The 17,173-nt window shown below is 63.4% G+C and carries 17 protein-coding genes; 11 read left to right on the top strand and 6 right to left on the bottom strand.

Annotated features, from left to right (window positions below):
* Positions 1–80 precede the first annotated feature (80 nt).
* A complete protein-coding gene (locus SAJA_RS12790; protein ID WP_123659065.1) occupies positions 81–1,145 on the bottom strand; it encodes an NAD(P)-dependent alcohol dehydrogenase in 1,065 nt (354 codons plus the stop codon).
* Positions 1,146–1,315: 170 nt separating this feature from the next.
* Between SAJA_RS12790 and SAJA_RS12785 the strand changes: the two genes are divergently transcribed.
* Complete coding sequence (locus SAJA_RS12785) at positions 1,316–2,215, top strand: AraC family transcriptional regulator (RefSeq protein WP_123659064.1); 900 nt, start codon at positions 1,316–1,318, stop codon at positions 2,213–2,215.
* Between the two features lie 264 nt (positions 2,216–2,479).
* Here SAJA_RS12785 and arfB read toward each other — a convergent pair whose 3' ends face one another.
* Positions 2,480–2,908: an alternative ribosome rescue aminoacyl-tRNA hydrolase ArfB gene (gene arfB / locus SAJA_RS12780; RefSeq protein ID WP_123659063.1), complete on the bottom strand. Its 429-nt coding sequence runs from the start codon at positions 2,906–2,908 to the stop codon at positions 2,480–2,482.
* The gene (locus tag SAJA_RS12775) at positions 2,901–3,809 is read right to left on the bottom strand and encodes a mechanosensitive ion channel family protein (RefSeq protein WP_245963322.1); all 909 of its coding nucleotides are present in this window, start codon (positions 3,807–3,809) and stop codon (positions 2,901–2,903) included. Before SAJA_RS12775 ends, arfB begins: the two co-directional genes overlap by 8 nt.
* Positions 3,810–3,922: 113 nt before the next feature.
* Here SAJA_RS12775 and SAJA_RS12770 point away from each other — a divergent pair, with 113 nt between their 5' ends.
* The 10 genes from SAJA_RS12770 (at position 3,923) to SAJA_RS12725 (ending at position 12,978) form a co-directional block, all read left to right on the top strand.
* Positions 3,923–5,200, top strand: coding sequence for a putative DNA modification/repair radical SAM protein (locus SAJA_RS12770; protein WP_123659061.1), 1,278 nt, complete (start codon positions 3,923–3,925; stop codon positions 5,198–5,200).
* Positions 5,201–5,270: 70 nt separating this feature from the next.
* Positions 5,271–6,752 carry a UdgX family uracil-DNA binding protein gene (locus SAJA_RS12765; RefSeq protein WP_123659060.1) on the top strand — a complete coding sequence of 494 codons (1,482 nt, stop codon included), beginning with the start codon at positions 5,271–5,273 and terminating at the stop codon, positions 6,750–6,752.
* Between the two features lie 124 nt (positions 6,753–6,876).
* A complete protein-coding gene (locus SAJA_RS12760; protein ID WP_123659059.1) occupies positions 6,877–8,271 on the top strand; it encodes a sugar porter family MFS transporter in 1,395 nt (464 codons plus the stop codon).
* A 108-nt stretch (positions 8,272–8,379) separates the two neighbouring features.
* Complete coding sequence (locus SAJA_RS12755; RefSeq protein ID WP_123659058.1) at positions 8,380–9,054, top strand: helix-turn-helix domain-containing protein; 675 nt, start codon at positions 8,380–8,382, stop codon at positions 9,052–9,054.
* A gap of 109 nt (positions 9,055–9,163) precedes the next feature.
* Positions 9,164–9,976: a transporter gene (locus SAJA_RS12750; RefSeq protein WP_123659057.1), complete on the top strand. Its 813-nt coding sequence runs from the start codon at positions 9,164–9,166 to the stop codon at positions 9,974–9,976.
* Between the two features lie 126 nt (positions 9,977–10,102).
* Positions 10,103–10,765, top strand: coding sequence for a DsbA family oxidoreductase (locus SAJA_RS12745; RefSeq protein ID WP_123659056.1), 663 nt, complete (start codon positions 10,103–10,105; stop codon positions 10,763–10,765).
* 4 nt (positions 10,766–10,769) lie between these two features.
* A complete protein-coding gene (locus tag SAJA_RS12740; protein ID WP_245963321.1) occupies positions 10,770–11,021 on the top strand; it encodes a DUF3253 domain-containing protein in 252 nt (83 codons plus the stop codon).
* 409 nt (positions 11,022–11,430) lie between these two features.
* Entirely contained in the window at positions 11,431–11,877 is a 447-nt protein-coding gene (cynS, locus tag SAJA_RS12735) for a cyanase (protein WP_123659055.1), read from the top strand.
* 155 nt (positions 11,878–12,032) lie between these two features.
* Positions 12,033–12,542: a cupin domain-containing protein gene (locus SAJA_RS12730; protein WP_123659054.1), complete on the top strand. Its 510-nt coding sequence runs from the start codon at positions 12,033–12,035 to the stop codon at positions 12,540–12,542.
* A gap of 1 nt (position 12,543) precedes the next feature.
* Positions 12,544–12,978, top strand: a complete 435-nt coding sequence (locus tag SAJA_RS12725; RefSeq protein ID WP_123659053.1) for a DUF6789 family protein — start codon at positions 12,544–12,546, stop codon at positions 12,976–12,978.
* A gap of 124 nt (positions 12,979–13,102) precedes the next feature.
* Here the strand turns inward: SAJA_RS12725 and SAJA_RS12720 are convergent, their stop codons facing one another.
* From SAJA_RS12720 to SAJA_RS12710, 3 genes are all read right to left on the bottom strand, one after another.
* Entirely contained in the window at positions 13,103–15,229 is a 2,127-nt protein-coding gene (locus tag SAJA_RS12720; protein WP_123659052.1) for a carboxy terminal-processing peptidase, read from the bottom strand.
* 132 nt (positions 15,230–15,361) lie between these two features.
* Positions 15,362–16,357, bottom strand: a complete 996-nt coding sequence (locus SAJA_RS12715) for an SAM-dependent methyltransferase (protein WP_123659051.1) — start codon at positions 16,355–16,357, stop codon at positions 15,362–15,364.
* Positions 16,354–17,085 carry a sulfite exporter TauE/SafE family protein gene (locus tag SAJA_RS12710; RefSeq protein ID WP_123659050.1) on the bottom strand — a complete coding sequence of 244 codons (732 nt, stop codon included), beginning with the start codon at positions 17,083–17,085 and terminating at the stop codon, positions 16,354–16,356. The genes SAJA_RS12715 and SAJA_RS12710 overlap by 4 nt, the downstream gene beginning before the upstream one ends.
* Between the last annotated feature and the right edge of the window lie 88 nt (positions 17,086–17,173).

The raw sequence follows: 17,173 nt of genomic DNA, 5'->3' as shown, positions 1-17,173 counted from the left end.
GCGCCACGACCCGCGGCTCGCGCCTTGCCTGGCCAGATTTTGGGCACCAACGCGGCGCTCGCATGAAACGGCAACAGGCCCTAGGCAGCCTTTTGCTTCAACGATTCCATATCGATGACGAAGCGATAACGCACGTCACCGGCCTTCATGCGGTCGAAGGCGTCGTTGATGGTGTCGATGTTGATCATCTCGACATCGCATGTGATGTCGTTCTTGGCACAGAAATCCAGCACTTCCTGGGTCTCCGGCATGCCGCCGATCAACGAGCCGCCGACCACGCGACGCTTGAAGATCAGGTTCATGCCGGTCACCGGCGGCTCGATGGGGTCCATCACGCCGACGAGGATATGCGTGCCGTCGTAGCGCAGGCAGTTCAGGTACGGGTTCAGGTCGTGGGCGACCGGGACCGTATCCAGCATGAAGTCGAAGGTTTCGGCCACGGCGGCCATCTGGTCTTCATCGGTGGAGACCACGACATGATCGGCGCCGTTGGATTTGGCTTCTTCCACCTTGGACTGGCTACGCGTGAACAGCGTGACCTCGGCGCCCATGGCCTGGGCGAGTTTCACCCCCATGTGGCCCAGACCGCCCATGCCGATCACGCCGACCTTGTGCCCGGCCTTCACGCCGTAGTGCTTGAGCGGGCTGTAGGTGGTGATACCGGCACACAGCAAGGGGGCTGCGGATTTCAGGTCGATACCGTCGGGCATCTTGACCACGAAGCGCTCGGACACGACCACGAAGTTGGAGTAGCCGCCCTGGGTCATCGTGGCGTCGTGGCGGTCTTCGCTGCCGTAGGTCATGGTGAAGCCGTTCAGGCAATACTGCTCCAGCCCGTCGTTACAGGCTTCGCACTCGCGGCAGGAGTCGACCATGCAGCCAACGCCGACCAGGTCGCCCTCGGCATAGTTCTTGACCTCGGCGCCTACCGCGGTCACGCGGCCCACGATTTCGTGGCCCGGCACGATCGGGAATTCGGTGAAGCCCCAATCGTTCTTGGCGAAGTGCAGATCCGAATGACAGACGCCGCAGTAGAGAATCTCGATCGAGACATCATCGGGGCGCGGATCACGACGCTCGAACTGCCAGTGTTCGAGCGGCTTGTCGGCGGCGTGGGCGGCATAAGAATGGGTTTGCGTGGGCATGACAACTCCTTGGCGTCAGGCAAATAATCACCGCCGGCCGATAATTTTGGCCGGCCTGTTTCTGGACAGTTAGATGGGGCCAACGCCGTGCCATGCCATGACGAATCGTCGACGGCTTTTGTCGAATCCTCCATAATGATGCGCAAACGTTACCTTGTACGCTTTATTTCATGCCCGATTCTCTGGATGAGCGAGCGGCACGCCGCGGGCAGCTGGCCGGTCTGATTCAGGCCCACTGTGGTCGTACCGGCTTCAACGATACGCCCGTGGATGGCCTGCGCCTGATTTATGCCGACTGTCATCGCCCGCGCGAGCCGGTGTGCTATGAGCCAGGGCTGGTGTTCATCGCCCAGGGACACAAGACCGGCTATCTCGATGATCGCGTGATCGAGTACGGCCCGGGCCAGTACCTGGTGCAGGCCATGCCGGTGCCGTTCGAGTGTGAAACACACGTTGATACGGCCGAGCCGCTGCTGGGCGCGGCGGTGCGTATCGATGCCGACATGCTGGCCGAGCTGGTGGCGGGCATGTCATTGCCCGAAAAGACGGCTGCAACCCAGGGGCTGCCGATGGCCGCGGTATCGGTCACGCCGGCCATCGAGCATGCGCTGGCACGGCTGCTGGATTGTCTGACCGATCCGGCGGCGGCCCGCGTGCTGGCGGCCTCGCGCCGGCGCGAGGTGATATTCGAAGCGCTTCGTGGCCCACAAGGCCATCTGCTTCGCCAGCTCATGTCCGAGCAGGGCGCGTATGCGCGCATCGGCCGGGCCATCACGCGGTTGCGGGCCGATTATGCCGCGCCGTTATCCGTGGCCGATCTGGCCGCGATCGCGCACATGAGCGTGTCGAGCTTTCATGCCCACTTCAAGCGCGTGACGCAGCTCTCGCCCGTGCAGTATCAAAAACGCATGCGCCTATTGCGCGCGCGCGAGCTGCTTGTGGCCCACGCCGGCTCGGTCGGCCACGTGGCTCAGGCCGTGGGCTATCAGAGTGCTTCGCAGTTCTCGCGCGAGTACAAGCGCTATTTCGGCACGGCGCCGGCGCACGAGGCAGAGATGGCCAGCGCCTAGGGGCTGTTGCCGTTTCGTACGAGCGCCGCGTTGGCGCCCAAAATTCGGCTAGGCAAGGCGCGAGCCGCCGGTCGTGGCGTGCCACGATCAAGGTGAGCAACGCCGCATGGCCGAATTTTGGGCCCAACCCTTCGGGACAAGCACTGTTTTACGGCAATACAGCGTTCTAGCCCACTGGCGCAGAGCGACTGCGCGGCGCGGGCTACGCCTCGTCTTGCCGTAAAACAGCGCTTGGCGCGGACTCGTATGAAACGGCAACAGGCCCTAGTCATCATCGCGGCCACGGCGCCCACGCAGGGCTTTAACGCGGCCGCGTTTTTTCTTCCGGTCGGTACGCTTGCGCTGTGCATTACGGCTGGGGCGCGTCGGCCGGCGTTTCTTCGTCGGTTTGGCAGCCGCGGCCACCAGGGTGGCCAGACGCCCCCGCGCGTCCGCCAGATTGGCCTCGCGAGAGCGCTGGCTCTGGGCCTTGATGACCACCACGCCGTCGTCGGTGATGCGTTGATCGGCTTTTGCCAGCAGGCGCGCCTTGACCGCGTCGGGCAGGGCCGAGGCACGAATATCAAAGCGTAGATGAATGGCGGACTCGGTCTTGTTGACTTTCTGCCCGCCCGCGCCCTGGGCACGGATGGCCTGCCAGCTCATCTCGTGCTCGGCGATGACAAGGGTGTCGGTCGCGCGTAGATCAGCCATTGCCCGGGCCCGTATCGATCGATAACGGCTCGGCAAAGGTCAGCGTGCGATACGGGAACGGGATCTCCATACCGGCCGCGTCCAGGCCGGCCTTGACGGCCACGATCACCTCGCTGCGCGAGCGCCGTACATCCAGCGGTGTGGCCCCGGCCCACCAGGCCACCTCGATGGTGATGCCCGAATCGCCAAAGGCCTGGGCGAAGACCTGGACGGCGCGCGACGGCATCACCGTTTCACAATCGGCCACGCTGTTCTTGATCACCTCGAGTGCGGCGCCCAGATCCACCGAGTAGGCCACGCCGGTGAGGATCGAGCTGCGCCGCTCGGGCTGGTCGGTCAGCACGAACACCGGGTTCTTGAACAGATGGGCGTTGGGCACGAGCAACAACTCGCCGGTGGGCTGGCGCAGGGTGGTCATCCGGATATGGACCTGTTCCACACGCCCCATCAATGGCCCGCACTCGATGAAATCCCCGGACTCGAACGGGTATTTCCAGAGCATCAGCATGCCGGCGAAGAAGTTCTCGAACGTATCGCGAAAGGCAAACCCCACCGCCACCGAGAGCAGGCCCAGCCCGCCCAGCGCCTTGGACGGAGACACGCCGGGAAAGACGATGATTGCGGCCAGTAAAAGACCGAATGCCCAAGCCGCCGTCTTGATCAAGCGCTCGATCAGGCGCAAGAACGATGGCCGTGCCCGCTTGCCCGCGAAGCGCCGGGCCAGCCAGAGACTGGCCGAGGCGACCAGCCAGCTGGCGGCCAGCACCAGCAGGGCAATACCGATCAACGGCAGGCGTGAGACGAAATCGGCCCAGGCCTGGCTCAGGGTATCGAAGACGACAGCGAACACGCGGTCGAGCGACAACCCGGGGTTGTGTGGCGTCTGAGTCGGTTTGGGCACGCACATCCATGCCGTGGGCGGTTTGTCATTGTCGTGCGCGGGCCGTGGCTACGGCAAATCGAACCCGGGATAACGCTGCATCCGATCCGCTTGTTCCTGTATAAATACACAGCATGAAGACGATCGACAAGCTGGCTATTCTGGCGGACGCCGCCAAGTACGATGCCTCGTGTTCCTCGAGCGGCACGGCATCGCGCCATTCGCTGGGCGGCAAGGGCGTGGGCTCGTCCGAAGGCTCGGGCATCTGTCATGCCTATGCCCCCGACGGGCGTTGTATCTCGTTACTGAAGATTCTGCTCACGAACTTCTGTATCTACGAATGCAGCTACTGCATCAACCGCAACTCGTCGAACGTGGCTCGGGCGCGGTTCACGACCAAGGAGGTTGTCGATCTCACGCTGGATTTCTACAAGCGCAACTATATCGAGGGCCTGTTTCTATCCTCCGGCGTGATCCAGACGCCCGACTACACCATGGCCCAGCTCGTGGAGGTCGCCCGCTCTTTGCGAGAGGATCATGATTTTCGGGGCTATATCCACTTGAAGACCATTCCCGATGCCGACGGCGAGCTGTTGGCGGATGCCGGGCGCTACGCCGACCGATTGTCGATCAACGTCGAGCTGCCCACGCGGGTGGCGCTGTCCGAGCTGGCCCCGGAAAAAGACCACCGCACCATCAAACTCTCGATGGCGCGTATCCGGGCCAAGTCGGACGAGCACGCCGAAGCACGCCGTGCGGCCGGGCGGGTGACCAGCCAACGGCCCCGGTCGCGCGATATGGGCCGCTTTGCCCCGGCCGGGCAATCCACGCAGATGATCATCGGCGCCGAACCCTCGACCGACGCCGATATCCTGGATACCACGGCCGATCTGTATTCGTCGTATCGTTTGAAGCGGGTGTATTTCTCGGCGTTCTCGCCGATTCCGGATGCCTCGGCCCGCCTGCCGGCCCGACGCACCTCGCTCATGCGCGAGCATCGACTGTACCAGTCCGATTGGCTCATGCGCTTCTATGGCTACGGGCCGCGCGAGATCACGGCCGGCACCGACGACAGCGCCGCCGCCGGCATGCTCGATCTGGATATCGACCCCAAGCTGGCCTGGGCGCTGCGTAATCGCCCCTATTTTCCGGTCGACCTGAACCGCGACGATCGCGAGCGGCTGCTGCGGGTGCCCGGGCTGGGCGTGAAATCGGTCAATCGCATTCTTAATATCCGGCGCTGGCAGAAGATTCGGCTCGAGGATCTGGTGGCCATGAAAGCCGGCGTGAAGAAAGCCATGCCGTTCACCCGCTGTGCCGGACACCATCCCGGGCTTGGCGAGGCGCCGAGCGCGCTGCTGCGCCAGCGGTTTGCGCCGGCGGCCAGCGCACAGCAGACGTTTGATTTCTAATGCGCGCCGTAATGTCCTCGACGATCCGGCTAGATCGATGGTGTTGGCTTGAGAGACGGCCCGTTATCGTATGAGCGCGCACCAGCCTTCGTTGTTCGGTGACGGCGATACCGCAGCCGATCAGGCCGTGGTGCGTTTCAAGCCGGATTTTGCCGGCTGGCAGCGCGCCGCACGGCGCCACCTGGCCGCGGGTGTCGCGCCCGAGGCGATCTGGTGGCAGCCGGATCCCGATCATGTTTCGGGCGGCGATACGCCGGCGCCGGCCAACGCTACGACCGTGCCCAAGCGTTTCATCGACTGGGCGAAAGCCGCGGCCTGTCATTCGGCCGACGATCGCTGGGCGTTGCTGTATCGGCTTTTGTGGCGCATCACCCACGGCGAGCGGCACCTGCTATCGCTGGCCGGTGATGCCGATGTGGCCCGCATTACCCGCTATGCCAAGAACGTACGGCGCGATGTACACAAGATGAAGGCGTTCGTGCGGTTTCGGGCCGTGGCCGAGCCCGGGCATGAGGCACCGCGGTATATCGCCTGGTTCGAGCCCACGCATCATATTGTCGACTATGCGGCCGGTTTCTTCGTGCGCCGGTTCGCTAACATGCGCTGGTCGATCCTCACGCCCGAGGGCTGTGTCCACTGGAACGGGCAGGGGCATGCCGATTCGACTACCAAGCCATGGTTCGGCCCGGGGGCTTCCAAGCACGAGGCGCCCGACGGCGATGATCTGGAAACCGCTTGGCAGATCTACTACGCAAGTATCTTCAATCCGGCACGGGTGAAGTGGAACGCCATGCGTTCGGAGATGCCGGTCAAATATTGGAAGAACATGCCGGAGGCGCAGCTGATTCCCAAGTTGGTCGCCGGTGCCGATCAGCGCGTGGCCACGATGGAAGCCAACATCAAAGACGGCGACACGCTGCACTGTGGCCCGCGCCCGGCTACACCCGAAGCCACGAGCCAGGCCGGGCTCGCATCGCGCCCGGCATTCTCGCTGGAGCGACTGGCCGGCCAGGCCGAGCTGTGTCGGGCCTGTGGCCTGTGCGGACCGGCGACCCAGACCGTGTTCGGTGAGGGCCCGGCCAATGCGCGCTTGATGATCGTGGGAGAACAGCCGGGGGATCAAGAGGATCTCGCCGGTCGGCCCTTCGTGGGCCCGGCCGGGCAGTTGCTGGATCGCGCGCTGGCGGCAGCCGGCATCGAGCGCGGCCAGGTGTATCTGACCAATGCGGTCAAGCACTTCAAGTTCACGCCGGCCGGCAAGAAACGCCTGCACGCCAAGCCGGATTATCACGAAGTCGCGGCGTGCCGGCCCTGGCTGGACAACGAACTTGCCCTGGTCAACCCCGAGCGGATCGTGACGCTGGGAGCCACCGCGGCCCAGGCCCTGTTACAGCGCCGGGTTGCCGTAACGCGAGAGCGAGGGCGGCCGATCGAATGGCAATCACGCATGATCTGGCCGACGATTCATCCGTCGTATCTGCTGCGCACCCAAGACACCCATGGCCCGGGTTTTTCTCGTTTCGTGGCCGATCTCGAGGCCGCGATCGCGTGAGCGACCAGCAGATCACCTGCGTCGATCGTATGTCTCATACAAAAGCATAGGTTGGCCGCGCGCTGTCCTGACGTAATAATGAATCGATTCAGCCAATCGATGCCCTACGTTTCGCGAGCGTGTGATGACACAAACGACGTCTTCTGCCCCAACCGGCAAACTGGCCGGGCGCAGCCTTATTCTCACGGTTTCGGTGGTCGCTGCACTTGGCGGGCTGTTGTTCGGTTACGACACGGGCATCATCGGCGTGGCCTTACTCGGGCTGTCGCAGGATTTCGCGCTCACCGATACACTCAAACAGGTCGTCACCGGGGCGATCATCTTCGGTGCGATCTTCGGCGTATTTGGTACCGGCGCGATTTCGGATCGTATCGGGCGGCGCGCTTCGATTCTCATCGTGGGTCTGATCTTTACCGTGGGCTCGTTGATGTCAGCCGCGGCTCCGTCGGTCGAGTTCCTGATTCTGTCGCGTTTCGTACTCGGTCTTTCTGCGGGCAGTGCCACACAGATCATTCCGGTGTATATCGCCGAGGTCACGCCGCCGGCATCGCGTGGCCGCCTGGTGGTCATGTTCCAGTTCATGGTGGTGTTCGGCATTCTGGTGGCTTATCTCACGGGGTTTGCCCTGGGTGATGCCTGGCGCTGGATGTTCGGGCTGGGCACCGTGCCTGCGGTGATTCTCATGCTCGGCATGCTGCTCTTGCCGGAATCCCCGCGCTGGCTGGTCAACAAGGGCCGCGAGGCGGCCGCACTGGCGGTACTCAAGCGCGTACGCGCCACCGCGGACGCCGCGCAGAATGAGATCGACGAGATCAAGACCGTGTCAGCGCGGCCGGAAGGCAGCTGGGGCGATCTGTTCTCACCCTGGATTCGCCCCGCGCTGGTCGCCGGCGCCGGTATCGCCATGTTCTCCCAGATCACCGGCAACAATGCGCTGCTTTATTACGCGCCGACGATCCTGTCGCAGGCCGGTTTTGGCGAAAACGCCTCGATCCTGGCGTCGATCGGCGGTATTGCGCTGGTCAATATTTCCACGATCTTCGGCATCCTGGTGGTCGATCGCATCGGCCGGCGACGGTTTCTGCTCTGGATGGTGCCGGGCTCGGCTCTTGCCATGGCGGTCATGGCCATTCTATTCACTGGCGGCATGCCCGAATCCACGACGGCCCAGTACGTGCTCATCGGCTGCATGGGCCTGTATATGGCGCTGAACTGCAGCTTCGGCGTGGTGCTGTGGTTGATCAACGCCGAAATATATCCGCTGTTCGTGCGCGGCAAGGGCGCCAGCGTGGGCGCATTCTCGCACTGGGGGTTTGATCTGCTGGTCACGCTGACCACATTGACGCTCATCAATGCGCTGGGCACGGCCGGCGCGTTCTGGCTGTATGCGGTGATCAGTGCCGTGGCGGTGGTCTTCATCGTGCGCTATATCCCGGAAACCAAGGGCCGTTCGCTGGAGGCCATCGAGGCCGATTTGAAGGCCGGCCGGTTCTTCCCGGCTGACCGAGATAACAAATAGGTCGAGGCGCCGCGGCATTGACGACAGGCCGGCGCGTCGCCCCCGCACGGCCGCTCGATCGCGTTATGCTCAGGCGAGCGCTTATACCGAGCACGCCGGAGCGAGACCATGGCACGAGACGACGAGAGTGGCCGGTCGCGACTGTTCGATCAGGTCACCAGTTTTACCTTTAATCTCTTGCGCAGCGCGGTCGGTTCGCTGGCCGGGCGCGTGGGTGGTCTGACGCTTCGTATTGGCTCCACGTTGATTCTGGATGCCGGCCAGCGGCGCCTGCTTTCACCCGAGCAGCGCGCCTGGATGGACCGGGCCGGCCAGGCTATCCACGACGCGCGCGTGACCGCCGGGCTGTCACTGGACGGCCTGGCCGCGGCACTCGACATGGAGGACAAGACGCTGCTCCAGGCCATGGAACAGGGCAGTGCCACGGTGTCGTTCGAGATGATTCTGCGCCTGACCTCATTGCTGGCGCGCAACGACCCGCTACCGTTTCTGATCAGCCTGGTGCGCGGCTTCAATCCGCGGCTCTGGGCGCTGGCCGAAGACTGGGGCATCGGCCATCTGCCCACAATGATCGAGCGTGACCGCAAATGGATGAATATCTATCGCGGTAATGAGGCGGTGCGTCAGCTCCCCGAGGCCGAGTTCAACCAGGTCTTGGCTTTCTGTGAATCGGCCCTGGATACCGCCCTGACGTTTCGCACGCCGTCGGCGTCGGTGGAAAAACACGGGCGCGCCGCACAGGCCGCAAAATCATCTAACAACGACGATACCGCCCGTCGATAAGTCCCTTCAGCCCCGCGCTACCGGGTATTTCGCGTATTATTGACGCCGCACGGGGGAGGTCGCTCGGCGCCTGTCGTCGGGTTTCAAACGATGTCTTTTGGGGGCAATCATGCAGATCAGCCACAGCAGTTTTCGCCTTGTGCTCGTCGCCGGTCTGGGGGTTGGCTCGGTTACCGGCTCGACCGCGTTGGCCGAGACCAATTTTCTCGGGATCGAGAAGGCGGCTTACGACAGCACCGTACCGGCCGACCGGCCCGGTTTCTTCGATAACGTCAATCTCGTGCCCAAGGGCTATTTCATCGCCGAAGGCGGTGTGCGTTTTGACGATAACCAGGGCGGCGGTTCGACCACCACCATTCCCTCGAGTTTCTTGTTGCGTAGCGGCCTGACGGAAAACGTGGAACTGCGGCTGGGCTTCAATGGCTATAACCTGAATTCGCCGGGAAAGGACGGGGCGGCGGATGCCACCGTAGGCTTCAAGTTCCGGCTGCACGACGAAACCAAATGGACACCGGCGTTTAGCGTACTGCCGACCGTATCGCTGCCGGTCGGCAACGATGCCGTGTCCAAGAACAAGGCCGAGCCGGAAGTGCATTTCGTCTTTGGTAAAAGTCTGTCGGACCGGGTCAGTCTTTATAGCAACGTCAATCTGGCCCAGCGGCTCGATGAGACCACCGGTAATTACGATCTGGAAACCGCGATCGCAATCGCTACGGGCTATTCGTTTTCCGACAAGGTCAACGGCTACGCCGAGTACTACACGATTCTGCCGGAACACGGCGGACGTGATACGCATGCCATCGACGGCGGGTTCACGTTCTTTCCCGTGCCTTCGATCCAGCTCGATACGTTCGTCGGCACCGGTTTGAATGACGCAACGAGCAATATCTTCTTTGGCGGCGGTATCGCCAAGCTGTTCTAAACGTTTCGCAGCTCCGAAGCGACGGCTTGCCGGTCGACATACTGGCCGGCATCACGCTGACGTTCGGATGGCCTGCTTGTCGGGTATGGCAGGCTAGGGTATGACACCCCAACACCGTCTGTGCCCATGAGCACCACACTGCGTATCGATCTGGTATCCGACATCGTCTGTCCTTGGTGCGCGATCGGTCTGGCCCATCTGGAACAAGCCGTGGCCAACCTGCCCGAGATCGAAATCGAGCTGCATTGGCACCCGTTTCTGCTAAACCCGGATATTGAGGCCGGCGGGCGTGACATGACGGCCCATCTGGGGCAGAAGTACGGTAAGTCGCCGGAGGAGGTCGCGGCCTCGCAACAACAGATCGTGACGGCGGCCGAGGCCTGTGGTCTGAACTTTGATGGGGCGCTGGCGCGGCGTTCCTGGAACACGCTGGATACCCATCGGGTACTGCACTATGCTCGCGAAGAGGGCGTGGACGATGCCTTCAACCGGGCGCTGTTCGAGGCTTATTTCGGCCGCGCGGAGAACCCGACGGATCCAAACCTGCTGGGCCGAATCGGCACCGAACTGGGCCTGTCCGGTGAGATGATCGCCGATATTCTGGCCAGTGATCGCTACCGTGAAGACGTACAGGAAGAGGTCGCGCGTTTTCAGCAGATGGGTATCTCGGCCGTGCCATCGTTCATCGTAGCCGATACCTATCTGATCAGCGGTGCCCAGCCGCCCGATGCGCTGGCCGACGGTTTACAGCGTATTGCGGCCGAACAGGCCAGCCCGACCACGGTCTGACCTCTTGGCCGTCACCGACGCCGCGATCCGTGCGCGTATTGTCGAAATATGTCGGGCACGCGGACCCGACAAGACCTGCTGCCCGTCGGATATCGCCCGCGGCCTGGCTGATGACTGGCGTGGCCTCATGCCGCGGGTACGTGGGCAGGCCGGCCGTTTGGCCGGTGAGGGCCAGATAGAGATCCGACAGAACGGCCGCGCGGTGGATATCGCCACGGCACGCGGCCCGATAAGACTGGCGCTGGCAAAGCACTAAACCGGGGCGTTTTTTTGGTGCAGCGCACCAGCACAATGCGATCAAGTAGCGGCCTATCGTTGCCGGTGGCCCGTAACTTGAGAGCCCGCAACGGTTTTGTCACTGGCATAAACCCTGCATCGCCTACCTCCAGCACACGATCGCCGGGGACAGCGGAACCGAGGTATCAGCGACGGCCCGGTTCCGATTCGACTGCATGGTCGGCACCGGGTAGTCAGGCAAGCGTTATAGCTTTGACCACGGCCCTCATCAACGCCTGGCCCGGCGATCAACGAAATTTAGCTGATGCGCCCGGCTTGAAGCAGTCCGGCCGAGATGGCGATGTGTCTAACGTCACTCGCCCGGGCTGCAACGGCCGATCGATTGCAACGTCATAGCGTTCTTTTTTCATTACGAGATGGAGTAGATGATGGACAAACAAGCCATGAAGCAAGCCATCCTGTCAGCCAAGAAATCCAAGAGCCTGCGCTGGGATCAGATCGCCCAGGAGATCGGCATGGCCCCGGTCTGGACGGCCACTTGCTGCCTGGGCGAGGCTTCAGCCACACAAGAGATCGCACAGAAGCTCACCGCCGTGCTGGATCTCGGCGATGATGTGGCTGATGCGCTGATGGAATGCCCCACCAAGGGCGAGTGGCTGGCGCGCAGTATCCCGAATGATCCGATGCTCTATCGCTTCTACGAAATCCTTTCGGTGTTCGGCCCCGGGATCAAGGACTGTGTCCAGGAGGAATTCGGCGACGGCATCATGTCGGCGATCGATTTCACCGTGGACGTCGAACGCGAGGAAAACCCGAAGGGCGATCGCGTGAAGATCGTCATGAACGGCAAATTCCTGCCGTATATGCGCTGGTAGGCGTCAGCACGCCCGGGCCTCGGCGCTCGCTGAGGCCTGTGGGCTTGAAACACCGGGGCCGGTCTGCGGATCGGCCGCCGTTGGCTTTGGGCCGGGTCGGCGCGCCCGCGGGCCTGATATGCTTTAAGCTGCCTGTATCGTCGATCACTCGCGCAATGGCCCAACCCACTGCCGCCGAAACCATCGCTGCACTCTCGTTGCGCCCGCATCCCGAGGGCGGGCACTATCGCCAGAGCCATGTGGCCGATGAAATGATCGCCGCGGACGCACTGCCCGCGCGCTACGACGGCCCGCGGGCGCACGCGACGGCGATCTATTTCCTGCTGGCCCACGACGAGATTTCACATCTGCATCGGCTGCGCTCGGATGAGGTCTGGCATTTCTATCGCGGAGCGGCGCTGCGTGTGCATGTCTTCGCACCCGACGGGAACTATCGCGCTTATCGATTGGGCCACGATCTGGCCGGCGACGAGACTTGTCAGCTTCTCGTGCCCCGCGGGCACTGGTTCGGCGCCGAGGTGATCGGTGACACGGGTTTTGCCCTGGTCGGCAACACGGTAGCCCCGGGCTTTGACTTCGCCGATTTCGAGCTTGGCCGTGCCGAGGCGCTGGCCGCCGAATTCCCGGATCAGGCCGGGCTCATCCACCGCATGTGTCGACACTGACATGACACGCCCGGCATCTGGCGCGTCGCGCCCAACACGGGCCGATCACTGGACCGCCGGTGTCGTAGCGACCGCGGTCGCCACCGCGGCCGGCGCAGCGATCAGCGTCTCGGGGCTGGCGCCGGGTTTCACGCCCATCGACTGGCTGGCGGCCTGGGTCTGGCAGGCATGGCCGCTGGGTGCGGTCCTGCATCTGGTTATCGGTATCGTGCTTCTGCCGGGTCTGTTTCGTCTGCTCTCGGCCAGCCTGTCCATGCCGGGCCGCCTTGTCGGCGGGCTGTGTTTGGGCATGCTGCTTTGGTGGCTGTGCATGTTCATTGTATTGCCGGCACTCGGGGCCAGCCTGTTCGGTCTGATTATTGGCTGGCCGATTTCGTTGGCCGTGTTGTTCCTGCAACTGCTCTACGGCGTGACGTTGACGATCATGATGCGTTGAAGCCGCCGCGCCGGGTGGCTCAAGCCGGGCAGGTACGGCGCGCCGTGGCCATTGCCGCATAAAAAAAGGGCGACACGGTAATCGTGTCGCCCTCGACGATCAGACCAGCGGCCCGAGCGTCAGATCAAGCGGCTTGCTTGTCGTTCTGACGCTCGACGAGTGCTTCGATCATATCGAGCAGCAGGTGTGCGCTCTCGGTCTGATAGGCATCCGTGTCGTCGTCATCGCTCATGCCCGGCGTTTGGTTGGGCAGGGCATCGCCGGTGTCAGCCGCGGCGTCATCAGCCTCCTGGGCTTTTTCAAACGCGTCATAGTCCTCATAGGGCTCTTTGCCGGTGGCCTTGCGATGCGTGTTGGCCAGGGCCAGCAGGCGCTGTCGCAAGGCTTTCTGCTCGGCGCGCCGTGTCTTGATGTTGAGCGAGACGGTCTGTTTGTCGGACTGCTGACGCGCCAGCTGGATACGTTTGACCAGATACTGGAAATCGGCGTCGTCGGCGATACGGGCCTGATGATCCTGGCGTAGCCCGGCCAATACGTTGTCAATGGCATCCGACTGGGGATAGGCCGTCGGCGGGATCGTGTCGTAGGGCAGCGCGTTGGGCAGGGCGGATTCGCCGATCTTGTCCGGGTCAACCGCCGAGGGGTAGGTGATATCCGGCTCGACGCCGCGATCCTGAGTGGATTTGCCCGACACCCGATAGAACTTGGCCTCGGTGAGCTTGAGCTGGCCTTCGGACAGCGGTAGCAGGGTCTGTACCGTGCCCTTGCCAAACGTGTCGCTGCCCAGAATGAGGGCCCGGCCATAATCCTGAAGCGCGCCGGCCACGATTTCCGAGGCTGACGCCGACAGGCGGTTGGTCATGACCGCCAACGGGCCGGTGTACACGGCCCCGTCGTTGCGATCACCCAGCACCTGAATATTGCCTTCGGCATCGCGAATCTGAACGCCGGGGGCCGAGTCCATGAACAGCCCGATCAGCTGCATGGCCTCGCCCAGAGCGCCGCCGCCGTTGTTGCGCAGATCCAGCACGACGCCTTCAACGTCTTGTTTCTTGAGCTTGACCAGCTGTTTCTCGACGTCATCGGCCGTGCCGTTATAGAACGACGGCAGGCTGATCACGCCGATGTCATGCGCGTGGCCGTTCTGCTTGATGTTGATGACCTTGGAGCTGGCGGCCTGATCCTTGAGCTCGATCTTGTCGCGTTGCAGCACCACGGTGGTCGTGGGCCCGGTGTCCTGGGGCTGGACCTGCAGCCGCACGGTCGAGCCTTTCTTGCCACGAATGAGCTGTACGGTCTCGTCCAGGCGCATGCCGATCACGTCGGTGAACTCGCCCGACTCGCCCTGGCCGACGGCGATGATGCGATCGGTGGGCTTCAGTTTGCCGGATTTGGCCGCCGGGCCGCCGGGGATCAGGCGCACGAGTTCGGCATAGCCGTTCTTCGAGCGCAGCTCGGCGCCGATGCCCTGTAGCGACAGATTCATGTCGATCGAGAAATCCTCGGCCCGGCGCGGCGAGAAATAATCGGTGTGCGGGTCGTAGCTATGGGTATAGGCATCCATATAGACCGAGAACGCATCAACCGCCTCGGCCTGGCGCAACTGCTTGAGCTCGTTGGTGTAACGCTGGGTGAGGCGTTTCTCGATCTCCTCGGGCTCGACGTCGGAGAGCCGCAGATCGATGACCTGATTTTCCAGCTGCTGGGTCCAGAGTTTTTCGCGCGCCTTGGCGCCGTCGGGCCACGGCGCTTTCTCGCGATCAACCGTGAAACGGTCGTCGTCGCTCAGATCCAGTGTGTCCAGCCCTTTGCCGATACGATCCAGCGCCCACTGGTCGATCTGGATACGACGCTTCTGATACGTGTTGAACACATCGAAGGCCGCGGTGAGATTGCCGTTCTTGAGCTGATCGTCGAGCGAATCACCGTATTTGTCGCGCAGGCGCTCAACGTCCTGGGCCAGGAACACGCTGTGCGTGCCGTCCAGATCATCGAGATAGGCCTGCAGGAACTCACTCGAGAACGCGTCGTTCAGGCCGATCTTGTTGTAGTGATCGTGCTGGAGCTCACGCACGATCTCTTTATCGATCTTGTCCTCGTTATCGGCCGGTGTCAGCGGGGTATAGCCCTTGGCCGGGCCGGCGCCGGCATCGGGTACGGGCAGCGGTTGGGTTTCGGAATCCGAGGCCGCGCAGCCTGTCTGGGCAAACAGCGCAGTGAACAGAGTCAGAGTCAGGACAAGTTTGTGCATGAAATCCTTCGATGGTCTCGCGCGCCCGGGCCGCGGGCGTGCGTGGTCGTTTGTCGACGACGAGCGCCACACACGGGTTTTGGCCGAAGGCCAACGATACAGGAATGTATGCCGCAGCAATAATGTCGGCGGTTACGCCTCGGCCGGCCATCGAGCGGCCTCGGCCGGGCCGCCGTCGGCCAGACGAAAGAACGTCAACTCATGCTTGTTGGCCGACAGATGCGCCAGCCGGGCACCGGGAATCTCGTAAAAAGCCGCGATCAGGCCGGCATCGACCGTACCCTGGCACTTGACGGTGAGAATCACGTTGGCCAGCGGGGCCGCGCGGCACCAATAGTGCGCCAGTGCCAGCAACCGCTCGGGATAAGCGATGAGATCCGAACACACCCACTCCACCGGCCCGGTCGACTCGATATCGATGGCAAACGCGTCGCCGGCCTGTGTGACAACATTGGCACGCCCGGCGATGGCCGGGGCGAGGGCGGCGCGATCGACGGCCAGCACGTCGGCCCCCAGCTCGGCCAGTACCCAGGTCCACCCGCCGGGCGAGGCGCCCAGATCAAGACAGCGCTGGCCGACGCCGGGCCAGCGACGGGCCAGGATCAGCGCCTCCCAGAGCTTGAGATAGGCGCGATTGGGCGGGCCGTGACGATCCTCGACGAACAACGGCTGCCCGTCGGCGAACGGGCGGCTGCAGACCGGCGATACGATCATCCGGTCGCGGGCCACGAGCGACCAGGCGCCCAGCGGCGCGGTCGGTGGTGGGGCCGGGAAGGCCAGCGGGCGAAAACGGATCGTGGGTAGTTTGGCGGCGATAAGCTCGGCACGCCGGAAATGCGCCAGGTGATGCCCGTGCCAGTTGCGCTGGATGGCCTTGAGCGTTCGCGCGGCTTCGTTGATCGAGGCCAGGCCGTATTCGGCCGGCGCCAGCCAGCTGTTGGCCGCCCATGCCGCAACGCCGGCCCGGCCGGCCGCCATGACGAGATCACCCTCGATGGCCACGATACGGGTGCCGCGGTGTTGCAGCTCGTCGACGAGCGCGGCCTGATGCGCGGGCTCGACCACATGAACCGTGTCGTAGTCGATGGCCAGCGGGGCAGGCAGCTCGGGCAAGGCATCGTGCGTCATGTAAAGAACAATAGCCGGATCGCCGGGGCAACCAGAATCAACGCCAGTATGCGGGCAAAGCTTTTCTGGTCGATCTTGTAGTGCAGCCGGTGCCCGGCATAGGCGCCAAGCACGACGGCCGGCAGACAGGCCGCGGCCAGCCAGCCGGCCGCGCCCCCGAGCAGGCCCAGATGCGCATAGGTGATCACCTGCACGGTGGATGCCACCAGAAACGCCATGGTGAGCACGGCCCGCGCGCGTTTCTTGGGGTAACGCAGGCTGACATAGATCAACAGCGGCACGGGAGAGACCCCCACGGCGCCGGCGATGGTCCCGGCAAAGAGCGAACAGACGCCCAGCCCCGCGCCGTCGGCCACGGTGAGCTTCGGATCGACGACCGGCGTGGGCGTATTGAACAGATTGAGGGCGACATAGCACAGGATCACGAAGCCCAGGCCTCGCTGGAGCAGATCCACCGGCAGTACCGTAAGCAGCTGGGCGCCCGCGATCATGCCGATCGACATGCCGGCCGCGGCGATCGGGCCGCGCCGCCAGTCGAACTCGCGCCCGGCCAGGCCGGTCATCACGATATTGGCAGCCAGCCCCACGACAGCCACCACGGGAATCACATCCCGAAACGGATAGAACAGGACCAGAAAACTGGCGGTGAGCGTGCCGCTCCCGAAGCCGGTCAGGCCCTGTGACGTCGCGCCAATCAGCGCGGCGATGTTATAGATCAGAATCTGCACGGGCCGGGCCGGTCACGAAAACGGCCGCATATGGTAGCCGACTCGTTAGGGCCTGTTGCTGTTTCGTACGAGCGCCGCGTTGGCGCCG

The sequence above is a fragment of the Salinisphaera japonica YTM-1 genome, from assembly GCF_003788585.1.
In the GTDB taxonomy this organism is placed as follows: Bacteria; Pseudomonadota; Gammaproteobacteria; order Nevskiales; family Salinisphaeraceae; genus Salinisphaera; species Salinisphaera japonica.
This window is presented reverse-complemented; position numbering and strand designations above follow the sequence as displayed.